The following is a 12,550-nucleotide window of genomic DNA, read 5'->3' on the forward strand; positions in this document are numbered from 1 at the left end:
GTGCCCGGGGCCGGATGCCTCCCGGCTACTCCGCCGCCACGATGCGCTCGACCGCGGCTGCCACCAGTTCTTCACGCTCGGCTTCGGTGAAGACGTCCGGCAGGGTGAGCTGTTCGACGATCAGCCAGTTCAGCGCCAGGATCAGCAACTTGACGGCCATGGCGTCGCCCGGCAGGCCGGACGCCTCGTGGTAGGCGACGTTGGCGTCGACGTCGGCCCGGACCCGTTCGGTGAGGACCTTCCGCAGTTCGGGGCGGCGGGTGGCCTCCAGGCGGAGTTCGAGCAGCGCGAGGTAGCCGGTCCGGAACGAGGCGACGCGGCCCACGAGTTCACGCATCAGCTCCGCGTAGGTCTCGCGGTCGCGGCCGGCCTCCCGCTGGCGGGTGATCGTGGCCTCGTCGGGCTGGAGCCGCTCGTACACGCGGGCGCCGGCCTGGGTGAGCAGGTCGTCGCGGCTGGCGAAGTAGTTGGACGCCGTGCCGGCGGGTACGGCGGCCTCCACGTCCACCGCCCGGAACGTCAGGCCCCGTGCGCCGTCCTTGGCCAGCACCTCGATCGCGGCGTCGACGAGGGCGGCGCGCCGCTGGTCGTTCCGTCTCACCATGGACACCACTCCATCTGTAGTACTACGATCAAACCACTTCGCTCATAGTACTGCGCTTGGAGTCATCAGCTTATGCGAAAGCTCGTGTACTACGTCGCCGTCACGCTCGACGGCCGCATCTCCGGCCCCGGCGGCGAGGCCGACTTCTTCCCCGCCGGTGACGAACAGCAGACCGCCGCCTACTACGCCTGGCACGGCGCCCTGTACCCCGAGACCGTCCCGACCGCCTACCGCGCCGCCTCGGGCCTCACCGACGCGCCCAACCGGCGCTTCGACACCGTCCTCATGGGCCTCGGCGCCTACCGCCCCGCCCTCGACGCGGGGATCACCAGCCCGTACGCGCACCTGCGCCAGTACGTGGTCTCCAGCACCCTCGGGCCCGGTACGGACCCGGCCGTCACCGTCGTCCCGGACGACCCGCTCGCCCTCGTCCGCGCGCTCAAGCAGGAGGAGGGCACCGGCCTGGACGTGTGGCTCTGCGGTGGCGGCAAGCTCGCGGGCGCCCTCCTGCCCGAGATCGACGAACTGCTCATCAAGAACTACCCGGTGGTCGCCGGCGCGGGAATCCCGGCCTTCGACGGCGCTTTCGACCCCACCGTGTTCGACGTCGCCGAGCGCACCGCCTTCCCCGGCGGCGTCACCTTCACCCGTCTCACCCGCCGTTAGACACGACGGTGGCCCCTTGCGAGTGAGCAAGGGGCCACCGTCGTGCCATCGGTCAGTGCTGCGAGCCGGGCGGGGTGGTGGACGGCGAGTCGGTGTCGTCCCCGATGTTGCCCGGGTCGGGCTTGGAGGTGGACTCGGGCTTGGACGACGAGTCGGGCTTGGAGGTGGACTCGGGCTTGGACGCCGGGTCGTGCCTGGACGTGGACTCGGGCTTGGACGACGAGTCGGGCTTGGACGTGGACTCGGGCCTGGACGACGAGTCGGTCCTGGACACGGAGTCGGGGATGTCGTCCATCGGCAGGGACTTCTTGGGCGTGCCGCGCAGGGCCTGGTTCATGGCGTCCTGCCAGATCGGGCCGGGGCCGTCGGCGCCGAACACCTCGGTGTGGTACTTCCCGTTGATGGTGATGTTGCGCATCTCGACGCCGCCGGCGGGGCCGCCGAGCCAGACCGCGGTGGCGAGCTGCGGGGTGTAGCCGTTGAACCAGGCGGCCCTCTTGCGGTCCGAGGTGCCGGTCTTGCCGGCGATCTGCCGACCGTCATCCAGGTTGAGCGCCGCGCCGGTGCCCTTGTTCTCGGTCACGCCGTTCAGGATGGTGTTCATGGCTCGTGCCGTCGACTCGGAGAACGCCTTCTCGCAGCGGCCGGCCGGGACGGGGACGTCCTTGCCGTCCACGGTGGTGATCCTGTTGATCGCGATCGGGTCGCAGTGGGTGCCTTCGGCGGCGAAGGTCGCGTAGACGTTCGCCATGGTCAGCGGGCTCATCTCCTCGACGCCCAGGGCCATCGCGGGGACCTCCTCCAGGGGCTTGCCGCTGGCCTTGGCGGTGATGCCGAGCTTGTTGGCCATCTGCTTGACCGCGCAGAGGCCGATCTCCTGCTCCATCTGCACGAAGTAGGTGTTGACCGAGAGGGCCATCGCCGTCTTCAGCTGGTAGGGGCCCTTCTCGTTCGGGTTCTCGTTGGGCACCTCCGTCTTGGGCCGGGCCTCGTTCTTCCAGGTCCCTTCGCAGGTCTTCATCGTCGGGTATTCGAGCTTGTTCGGGGCCGAGTACTCCTGGGTCGCCGGCAGGCCCGCCTCCAGGGCCGCGGCCGCGACGACCGGCTTGAACGTGGAGCCGGGCTGGAAGCCGTTGCCGCCGCCCATCGCCGCGTCGACGTTGAGGTTGACGACGGTCTGGTTCTTCTCCTTCACCAGGCCGTACGGGCGGGTCTGCGCCATGGCGAGGATCTTGCCGGTGCCGGGCTCGATCATGGTGGCGGCGGCGGAGACGCTGTCGGTGACCCGCACGTTGCTGCTCACCGCGTTCTGGGCGGCGGCCTGCTTGTCCGGGTCCAGCGTGGTGTAGATGTTCAGACCGCCCTGGGCCCAGAACTTCTTGCGTTCGGCGGCGTCCGGGCCGAACGCCGGGTCCTGCTTGACCACGTGGCGCACATAGTCGCAGAAGAAGCCCATGCCGGCCTGGGCGGTGATGCAACCGTTCTGCGGATCCCGGTAGTTGAGGCCGAGCGGGGCGGCCTTGGCCTCCTTCGCCTGGTCGGCGGTGATGTGCTTGTTCTCCAGCATCTTGTCGATGACGACGTTGCGGCGCTTGACCGCGTTGTCGGGGTAGCGCTTCGGGTCGTACTGCGACGGGTTCTGCACCAGCCCGGCGAGCGTCGCCGCCTCGGCGATGGTCAGGTCCTTGTTGGGCTTGCTGAAGTAGCGCTGGGAGGCGGCCTCCACGCCGTAGGCGCCGTTCCCGTAGTACGTGATGTTGAGGTAGTTGGTGAGGATCTGGTCCTTGCTCAGCTCCTCCTCCAGCTTGATCGCGACCTTGAGTTCCTGGATCTTGCGGCCCAGGGTCTTGCGCTGGGCCTCCAGGACGGCGTCCTGGTCGTCGCCGGCCTTCTCCACGTTGACGTTCTTCACGTACTGCTGGGTCAGCGTGGACGCGCCCTGGGAGGTGGTGCCGCTCTCCGCGTTCTTGCTGATGGCGCGGAGGACGCCCTTGAGGTCGACGGCGCCGTGCTCGTAGAAACGGGCGTCCTCGATGTCGACCTGGGCCTGCCGCATGTACGGCGACATCAGCTCGGGGGCGATGACGGTGCGGTCGCGCTCGTAGACCTTGGCGATCAGGCCGCCCTTGGCGTCGAAGATCTGGGTGGCCTGGGTGAGCGGCGGGGTCTTGAAGTCGTCGGGGATGTTCTGGAAGCTCTCCGCCGTGCCCTTGGCGGTCAGCCCGATCCCGCCGGCGGCGGGCAGGACGAGGCCCGCCAGCAGCACACCGGAGACGACGCTCACGCCCAGGAAGGTCGCACCGGAGCGGGCCAGCCGAAGCGGCGCGTTGCGGGACGGGCGGAGTTCGGCGTCGTCGGAGGAATTTCGTATCGGCGGGAGATTCGATTCCATTCCGGAATGCTAACCCTCGGAGCTTGCTGGTCGAACGATTTTTCGTGAGTGGCTGTCACGGCTGTGCAACAGAACCCGGAAGTCGACTCCGACAGGTCAAGTCGTACACGTACTGAATGGGTGGAGTGAAATGCGGAATTCTGTACCCGATTCGACTCGCCTCGCGTGCGGCGCCCCTCTCCTCCCGTGGCCCTTCGCTTCCGTTGATGCCGCGAGCGGGGCGAAAGGTTGCTCGCTCCCGGGAGGTCCGGCGTTCTGGGCCGAAGCCGCCCGGGGCTCCGGCGCGGGTGCGGTCGATGGATCCGGAATGACCTGAGAGGGCGTTATGTGACTTGGGTTCCGTTCTGCGAGTTTCTGCTCGGCGGCCGGCTCGGCCTGCCGGACCGGGTAAATGAGGTGATCGCGCGCGGCCCCGTCCCCTAGGGTGAACGAGCCCAGGGCGGCCGTCTACCGCCCGTCGACGTGGCGCGACCAACGCGTCCGCAAACCCGGGGAGTTCCCGTCATGACCCGTACCCTCGTCGCAGACCTCCGCCCCCACCTCGACGAGACGGTCACCGTCTACGGCTGGGTGAACACGCTCCGGCTGCAGCGGCGGATGCAGTTCGTCCTCGTCCGGGACCACACCGGGCTCGTGCAGGTCACCCACCGGCGTGGCGGGGAGCACGACGTGATCGAGCAGGCCTTCGAGCGCGTGACGGTCGAGTCCGCCGTGAAGGTCACCGGCAAGGTGGTCGAGAACCCGCAGGTCAAGCTGGGCGGCCTGGAGATCGTCCCGGAGAGCGTCGAGGTCGTCTCGCTCGCCGAGCCCAGGCTGCCGATCGACGAGAGGACCGGCGTCGACCAGCGCCTGGACTGGCGCTTCCTCGACCTCCGGCGGCCCTCCCAGCACCTGGTCTTCGACGTCCAGACCACCGTCGAGCAGGCGATGCGCGAGGTCGCCGCCGAGGAGGGCTTCACCGAGCTGCACACGCCCAAGCTCATGGGCACGGCCTCCGAGTCGGGTGCCGAGGTGTTCGAGGTCGGCTACTTCGACCGCACCGCCTACCTCGCCCAGTCCCCGCAGTTCTACAAGCAGATGGCCATCGCGGGCGGCATCGACCGGGTCTTCGAGATCGGGCCGGTGTTCCGCGCCGAGCCGTCCTTCACCTCGCGCCACGCCACGGAGTTCACCGGCGTCGACGTCGAGATCGCCTGGGTCGACGGGGTCGAGGACGTGATGGCCTTCGAGGAGCGGATGCTGCACCGGGTGCTCGCCGCCGTCGCCGAGCGGCACGGTGCGGCGATCGCCGAGCACTTCGGTACCCGCGTCACGGTCCCCGAGCTGCCGTTCCCGCGGATCACGATGGCCGACGCCCTCGCCAGGCTGCGAGCCACCGGCTGGGACCGGGAGGGCGTCAAGGAGGACTTCGACCCCGAGGGCGAGCGCATCCTGCACCGGCTGATCGCGGAGGAGACCGGGCACGAGTTCGTCTTCGTGACCGGCTTCCCGGCCTCCGTCCGCCCGTTCTACCACCTGCGGCCGGAGGAGGACCCGACCGTCACCGAGTCCTTCGACCTGCTGTGGAAGGGCCTGGAGATCACCACCGGAGCCCAGCGCGAGCACCGTCACGACCGCCTGGTCGCCCAGGCCCGGGAGAAGGGCATGGACACCGGTCCGCTCTCCGGGTACCTCGACTGCTTCCGATACGGCACTCCGCCGCACGGCGGCTTCGGCCTCGGCCTCGGCCGGCTGCTGATGCTCGCCCTCGGCCTGTCCTCGCTCCGCGAGGCGACCTTCCTCTTCCGGGGGCCGCACCGCCTCGAACCGTAGGAGTCGGCCGGTCCGGAGACCCGGAGCCCCGGGTCTCCGGGAGGGGCAGGACGTTCACTGTGCGCGGTCGGGTCCGTACGCACACCATCGAGCCCTCGCCGAAGGGCTTGTCGTGGGGAAACCGCCGGATAAGGTGTTAATCCAACATTCATCCATGTCGCATAGCCTCCGGAAGCTAGCCTCATGCTGAACGTCATCGTCCGACCGGGAGGCGAAACCCCCGTGCAAGGCACTGTCACCACACCGGGCGGCTCCACCGTGGCCGGCGGCCAGGGCGAGGCCTTCCTCCTCGTCGTGGACGACGAGCCGAACATCCGCGAACTGCTCGCCGCCTCGCTCCGGTTCTCCGGCTTCCGGGTGGCCTCAGCCGCGACGGGCACGGAGGCGCTGGAGCTGGTCGCCGTCGAGCGGCCGGACCTCGTGGTGCTCGACGTGATGCTGCCCGACCTCGACGGGTTCACCGTGGTCGAGAAGCTGCGGGAGCGCGCCAGCCGGGGCCAGATCGCCAGCCCGGCGCACGGCCACCCCGGCGACCCCCTGCCGGTGCTGTTCCTCACCGCCAAGGACGGCGTCGGCGACAAGGTGCAGGGCCTGGCCGCCGGCGCCGACGACTACGTCACCAAGCCCTTCAGCCTCGAAGAGCTGATAGCCCGGATCCGCGCGATCCTGCGCCGGGCCGGCGGACCCGCCGAGGACGGGCGGCTGATGGTCGCCGACCTCACCCTCGACCCGATCGCCCACGAGGTCACCCGCGCCGGCACCGTCGTCTCGCTCTCCCCGACCGAGTTCAAGCTGCTGCACTACCTGATGGCCAACGTCGGCCGGGTGGTGTCCAAGGCGCAGATCCTCGACCACGTCTGGGCCTACGACTTCGGCGGCGACCTCTCCATCGTCGAGTCCTACATCTCCTACCTGCGCCGCAAGCTCGACTCCGGCCCGGCGCACGGCCCCAAGCTGATCCACACCGTGCGCGGCATCGGCTACGCGCTGCGCCGCCCCCCGCAGGGCTGACCGGTCCGTCCCGTGTTCGCCCGGTTCTCCTCCCGGCTGTCGCTGCGCGCCCGGCTGCTGGTGCTCGCGCTCGCGCTGGTCACCACCGGGCTCGCGGTGAGCGACACCTTCGTGCTCGGCACCGTACGCGCGCAGCTGGTGGAGCAACTGGACGAGCAGCTCCAGCGGTACGGGCTGCCGCTGTCGCGCAAGCCCCCGGCCCAGGTGACCGCGCCGACCGTCGGCAAACCCGCCATCGCCGGCCGCCGGATCAGCCTGCCCAGCCAGTACCTGGTGCAGTACCTGTCCTCGGACGGCAAGGTCCAGGCGGTCATGCGCCAGCCCGTCTCGGACAGCGACCCGGCGCCGCAGCTGGCCGGGCTGGACCCGACCCAGACCGCCCCGGACGTCCCCTTCGACCTGCCCGACCAGCGCGGCCACCACAGCTGGCGGGTCCTGGTGCTGCCGCTCCAGCCGCCCCACCCGCCCGGCGCCGCGGCGGGCGGCTCCGCCCCCGGCTCCAGCGCGTACGCCTCGCCGACCACCAACCCGACCTACGTCATGGTGGCCGTCTCCCGCGAGGACGTCGACACCACCATCGACGGGCTGCGCACCTCCTTCCTGGCGATCGGCGGGGGCGTCCTGCTGCTGATCGCCGCACTCGGCTTCTTCGCCGTACGGGCCGGGCTGCGGCCGCTGTGGCGGATCGAGGAGGGCGCCGCGCGGATCGCCGCCGGCGAACTGTCGTACCGGATGCCGGAGCTGTCCCCGGGCACCGAGGTCGGACGGCTGTCGATCGCGCTCAACGGCATGCTCACCCAGATCGAGGCGGCCTTCGCCGCCCGCGCCGAGTCCGAGGCCCGGATGCGGCGGTTCGTCGCCGACGCCTCGCACGAGCTGCGCACCCCGCTGGCCGGCATCCGGGGCTTCGCCGAGCTGTACCGGATGGGCGCGCTGCCCACCGAGGCGGACGTCAAGCGGACCATGACCCGGATCGAGAGCGAGGCCGACCGGATGGGCGCGCTGGTCGAGGACCTGCTGGTGCTCGCCCGGCTCGACGAGGAACGCCCGCTCGACCTCGCCCCGATGGACCTGCGCACCCTCGCCGCCGACGCCCTGCACGACGTCACCGCCCTGGACCCGAGCCGGCCGGTCGCGCTCACCGGCCCCTCGGGCACGGGCGCGCCCGGCGCGGCGCCCGTCCTCGGCGACGAGGCGCGGCTGCGGCAGGTGGTCACCAACCTGGTCGGCAACGCGGTCAAGCACACCCCGCCCGGCACCCCGGTCCGGATCGGGGTCGGCGGCGGGGCCGACGGCGTCTGCCTGTTGGAGGTCGCCGACTCCGGTCCGGGCCTCACCGAGGAGCAGGCCCAGCAGGTCTTCGACCGCTTCTACCGGGTCGACGCCTCCCGCAGCCGGGACAACGGCGGCGGCGCCGGACTCGGCCTCGCCATCGCCACCGCCCTCACCCGCGCGCACGGCGGCACCCTCACCCTGGACACCGCCCCCGGCCAGGGCGCCACCTTCCGGGTCGAACTGCCGGCGCACGGCTGACGGGTTCTCCGGCGGATTCCTCGATCGAGTGAACCCACCACCGTTCACCCGGTCAGCCCCCTGGCCCTGTGCGACGGTCCACGTGCTGACCCGGGCACGAGGAGATCGTCGTGGACATTGACCAGAGGCTGTGGGAGGGATGGAAGGCCATCGCCGTCCCGAAGAATGCGCGCGCGGAGATCGATGAAGACGTCATCACGATCACCATCTTCACCAGCGTCCGCGACGCACCGGTGGTCGGCCGCCTCATGGTGCCGTTGAAGAGGCACCTGAAAGGGACGGGATACCGACCGGTGCGAGGCCGACACGTGATCGCCGATCGGAAGGCGATGAAGCCCGATGTTCTCGTGGTGCCCGACGACACTGCCGAGATCGAACACCCCGAGGGCGTAGGGGTGATGGCGTCCGGGGTTCCCCTCGTCGTTGAGATCGTGTGGCCCGACGACCGCGACCGCCGGGATCAGGACCTCAAGCCGCGCGCCTACGCGGCCGCCGGCATCCCCGTGTACGTGATCATCGACGACTACGACGACGGAGGTGTCGTCACCATCCTCACCGGCCCGGACCCCGCGCGCGGTGAGTACGCCTCCTCGACCCGGATCCCGTACGGCAAGGAGGCCGTGATCCCGGAGGGTCCGGCCAAGGGCTTCGTGATCGGCCCCGAGATCACCGGCGAGCGCCGGGCCTGACCCGCCCGCCCGTAGCACCCCGCGCCCGTCGGGGCGAGCGGCGGTGAGCCCTGTCAAGCGACGGTTCGGCCAAGAAGTGGCCGGGTTCCGCCCGGGCGTTCGTTGCTCCGGTGGTCGGTCGCTCCGCAGACTGGGCAGGTCGCGGAGCGTCGCGTGACGCATCGCACACGGCTGTCAACCCCACCCCACCTGCACTTCCCTCGTAAGGATGATGGATACTGGCCCTTGTGAACGTGTTCACGTTCACAAGCGGACAAGCTTGCGTGGTTGAGCAGCGGTCTACGGCTATAGGTGAAGTTTGTCCTGAAACGCCCCACCCGGGGCTGCTTGGAGAGAGGGCGACGTGGAACTGGCAATCGCTCACGAGACCATCGCGCGATGGCAATTCGGCATCACGACCGTCTACCACTTCCTCTTCGTCCCGCTCACGATCAGCCTGGCCGCCATCGTGGCCGGGCTGGAGACCGCCTGGGTGCGGACGAACAAGGAGAAGTACTTCCATGCGACCAAGTTCTGGGGAAAGCTCTTCCTCATCAACATCGCGATGGGTGTCGTCACCGGCATAGTCCAGGAGTTCCAGTTCGGCATGAACTGGTCCGACTACTCCCGCTTCGTCGGTGACGTCTTCGGCGCCCCGCTCGCGATGGAGGCGCTGATCGCCTTCTTCTTCGAGTCCACCTTCATCGGCCTGTGGATCTTCGGCTGGGACAAGCTGCCGAAGAAGGTTCACGCCGCCTGCATGTGGATGGTCGCGCTGGGCACCGTGCTCTCCGCCTACTTCATCCTGGCGGCCAACAGCTGGATGCAGCACCCGGTCGGCTACACGATCGACCCGGCCACCGGGAAGGCGCAGCTCACCGACATCGCCAGGGTGCTGTTCCAGAACACCACCCTCACCGTCGTCTTCCACACCCTGACCGCCGCCTTCCTCACCGGCGCCGCGTTCATGGTCGGCATCGCCTCCTTCCACCTCTGGAAGGCCAAGCGCAGGCCCGAGACCGCCGACCCCAAGAAGACCGCCGTCATGCGCACCTCGCTGCGGCTCGGCCTGGTCCTCGCGGTGGTCTTCGGCGCCGGCACCGCGCTCAGCGGCGACACCCTCGGCAAGGTCATGTTCGAGCAGCAGCCGATGAAGATGGCCGCCGCCGAGGCGCTGTGGGAGACCCAGTCGCCGGCACCGTTCTCGATCTTCGCGGTCGGTGACGTCAGCAAGGGCCACAACTCGGTCGCCCTGGAGGTCCCCGGGGTGCTGTCCTTCCTCGCCCACAACGACTTCAGCTCGCCCGTCCCCGGCATCAACGACACCGCCGCCGCCGAGGCCGCCCAGCACGGCGGTGACCCCAAGGACTACATCCCGAGCGTCTTCGTCACCTTCTGGGGCTTCCGCCTCATGATCGGCTTCGGGATGACCTCCTTCGTGGCCGGCCTGGTCGGCCTCTGGACCACCCGGCGCAAGCTCTTCCTGCGCCCCGAGTTCCGCACCGGCGACACCGAGGTGCCCCGGCTGATGCTCACCCCGAAGCGGGAGCTGGGCCCGCTGCTCACCAAGTGGAGCTGGCGGATCGGCATCCTGACCATGGGATTCCCGCTGATCGCCAACAGCTTCGGCTGGATCTTCACCGAGATGGGCCGCCAGCCCTGGGCCGTCTTCGGCCTGATGACCACGGCCAGCGCCGTCTCCCCCAACGTCAGCGTCGGCACCCAGATCGGCGCCCTGGTCACCTTCACCACGCTCTACGCCGTCCTCGCCGTCGTCGAGGTCCGGCTGCTGGTCAAGTACGCCAAGGCCGGCCCGGTGGTGACCGAGCAGCCTCCGGCCAAGGACCCGTCCCTGCGCGGACCGTCCTCGGACGAGGACGCCGACAAGCCGCTCGCCTTCGCGTACTGAGCCACGACGACTGGGGAACTGAGGATCTGACATGCAACTCCACGACGTCTGGTTCGTGCTGATCGCGGTCCTGTGGATCGGCTACTTCTTCCTGGAGGGCTTCGACTTCGGGATCGGCGTCCTCACCAAGCCGCTCGCCCGGAACACCTCCGAGCGCCGGGTGCTGATCAACACCATCGGCCCGGTCTGGGACGGCAACGAGGTCTGGCTGCTGACCGCCGGCGGCGCCACCTTCGCCGCCTTCCCGGACTGGTACGCGACGCTCTTCAGCGGCTTCTACATCCCGCTGCTGATCATCCTGGTCTGCCTGATCATCCGCGGCGTGGCCTTCGAGTACCGGGCCAAGCGCGACGGCGCCCGCTGGCAGCGCAACTGGGAGGAGGCCATCTTCTGGACCTCGCTGCTCCCGGCCTTCCTGTGGGGCGTGGCCTTCGCCAACATCGTGCGCGGCGTCGACATCGACGCGCAGAAGAACTACGTCGGCACCTTCTGGGACCTGCTCAACCCGTACGCGCTGCTCGGCGGCCTGGTGACGCTCAGCCTGTTCACCTTCCACGGCGCGGTGTTCGCGGCGCTCAAGACCGTCGGCGAGATCCGCGAGCGGGCCCGCAAGGCCGCCCTGGCGGCGGGGCTGGCGACCGCCGTCCTCGCCCTGGTCTTCCTGGTCTGGACCCAGGCCGACAGCGGCAACGGCCGCAGCCTGGTCGCGCTGGTCATCGCCGTCCTGGCCCTGCTCGGCGCCCTGGCCGCCAACCAGATCGGCCGCGAGGGCTGGGCGTTCGTCCTCTCCGGGGCGACCATCGTGGCCGCGGTCGCGATGCTCTTCCTGGCGCTCTTCCCGAACGTCATGCCGTCCACCCTGAACGACGCCTGGAGCCTGACCGTCAGCAACGCCTCCTCCGCGTCGTACACGCTCAAGCTGATGACCATCGTGGCGGCCGTGTTCACCCCGCTGGTGCTGCTCTACCAGGGCTGGACGTACTGGGTGTTCCGCAAGCGGATCGGGGTCCAGCACATCCCCGGGCACCACCCGGCCACCCCGATCGACCAGGCCTGACGCCGTGAAGCCGGTCGACCCCCGACTCCTCGGGTACGCCCGCACCACCAGGGCCTTCCTCGCCGGATCCGTGCTCCTCGGCGCGGCGGGCGCGGCCCTGGTGGTCGCCCAGGCGAGCCTGATCGCCGAGATCGTGGTCCGCGCCTTCCAGCGCGGGGCCGGCCTCGGCGAGCTGACCACCCCGCTGGTGCTGCTCGCCCTGACCGCCGTCGGGCGCGGGCTGGTCGGCTGGCTCACCGAACTCACCGCGCACCGGTCCGTCGCCCGGGTGAAGTCCACCCTGCGGCGCCGGCTGCTCGACCACGCCACCGCGCTCGGCCCGTCCTACCTGGCGGGCCGACGCACCGGCGAGCTCACCACCCTCGCCACCCGCGGCATCGACGCGCTGGACGACTACTTCGCCCGCTACCTGCCGCAGCTGGCGCTGGCCGTGGTCGTCCCGGTGGTCGTGCTGCTGCGGATCGTCGGCGCCGACTTCACCTCGGCCGCCGTCATCGCCGGGACGCTCCCGCTGATCCCGCTGTTCATGGTGCTCATCGGGATGGCCACGCAGTCCCGGATGGACCGGCAGTGGAACACCCTCGCCCGGCTCTCGCACCACTTCCTCGACGTCGTCGCCGGGCTCCCCACCCTCAAGGTCTTCAACCGGGCCCGCGCCCAGGCCGCCACCATCGCCCGGATCACCGCCGACTACCGCCGCGCCACCCTGCGCACCCTGCGGATCGCCTTCATCTCCTCCTTCGCGCTGGAACTGCTCTCCACCCTGTCCGTCGCGCTGGTCGCGGTCACCATCGGCTTCCGGCTGGTGGACGGCACCCTCGACCTGGAGACCGGGCTGCTGGTCCTGATCCTCGCCCCCGAGGTGTACTTCCCGATCCGCCAGGTCGGCGCGCTCTAC

10 protein-coding genes are annotated in these 12,550 nt (G+C 69.9%); 8 read left to right on the forward strand and 2 right to left on the reverse strand.

Features of this window, described 5'->3' with window-relative positions; all coding sequences use genetic code 11:
- Positions 1-25: 25 nt before the first annotated feature.
- Positions 26-604 carry a TetR/AcrR family transcriptional regulator gene (locus J0670_RS14185; protein WP_207811910.1) on the reverse strand — a complete coding sequence of 193 codons (579 nt, stop codon included), beginning with the start codon at positions 602-604 and terminating at the stop codon, positions 26-28.
- Between the two features lie 72 nt (positions 605-676).
- Here J0670_RS14185 and J0670_RS14190 point away from each other — a divergent pair, with 72 nt between their 5' ends.
- On the forward strand, positions 677-1,270 hold the full coding sequence (locus J0670_RS14190) for a dihydrofolate reductase family protein (RefSeq protein WP_207811911.1): 594 nt from the start codon (positions 677-679) through the stop codon (positions 1,268-1,270).
- Positions 1,271-1,322: 52 nt separating this feature from the next.
- Here J0670_RS14190 and J0670_RS14195 read toward each other — a convergent pair whose 3' ends face one another.
- On the reverse strand, positions 1,323-3,662 hold the full coding sequence (locus J0670_RS14195; RefSeq protein ID WP_207811912.1) for a transglycosylase domain-containing protein: 2,340 nt from the start codon (positions 3,660-3,662) through the stop codon (positions 1,323-1,325).
- Between the two features lie 504 nt (positions 3,663-4,166).
- On the opposite strand from J0670_RS14195, the gene aspS reads away from it, so the two are divergent.
- The 7 genes from aspS to J0670_RS14230 form a co-directional block, all read left to right on the forward strand.
- A complete protein-coding gene (aspS, locus tag J0670_RS14200; protein ID WP_207811913.1) occupies positions 4,167-5,474 on the forward strand; it encodes an aspartate--tRNA(Asn) ligase in 1,308 nt (435 codons plus the stop codon).
- Between the two features lie 183 nt (positions 5,475-5,657).
- Positions 5,658-6,485, forward strand: a complete 828-nt coding sequence (locus tag J0670_RS14205) for a response regulator transcription factor (RefSeq protein ID WP_207811914.1) — start codon at positions 5,658-5,660, stop codon at positions 6,483-6,485.
- A gap of 12 nt (positions 6,486-6,497) precedes the next feature.
- Entirely contained in the window at positions 6,498-8,018 is a 1,521-nt protein-coding gene (locus J0670_RS14210; protein WP_307806521.1) for a HAMP domain-containing sensor histidine kinase, read from the forward strand.
- 110 nt (positions 8,019-8,128) lie between these two features.
- Complete coding sequence (locus J0670_RS40275) at positions 8,129-8,707, forward strand: Uma2 family endonuclease (protein WP_207811915.1); 579 nt, start codon at positions 8,129-8,131, stop codon at positions 8,705-8,707.
- A gap of 343 nt (positions 8,708-9,050) precedes the next feature.
- On the forward strand, positions 9,051-10,595 hold the full coding sequence (locus tag J0670_RS14220; protein WP_207811916.1) for a cytochrome ubiquinol oxidase subunit I: 1,545 nt from the start codon (positions 9,051-9,053) through the stop codon (positions 10,593-10,595).
- A gap of 31 nt (positions 10,596-10,626) precedes the next feature.
- Positions 10,627-11,652, forward strand: coding sequence for a cytochrome d ubiquinol oxidase subunit II (gene cydB, locus J0670_RS14225; RefSeq protein WP_207811917.1), 1,026 nt, complete (start codon positions 10,627-10,629; stop codon positions 11,650-11,652).
- Between the two features lie 4 nt (positions 11,653-11,656).
- On the forward strand, positions 11,657-12,550 hold an 894-nt coding region (locus J0670_RS14230), incomplete at its 3' end, for an ABC transporter transmembrane domain-containing protein (RefSeq protein ID WP_307806522.1).

The organism is Streptomyces sp. FH025, assembly GCF_017427025.1.
Classification (GTDB): domain Bacteria; phylum Actinomycetota; class Actinomycetes; order Streptomycetales; family Streptomycetaceae; genus Kitasatospora.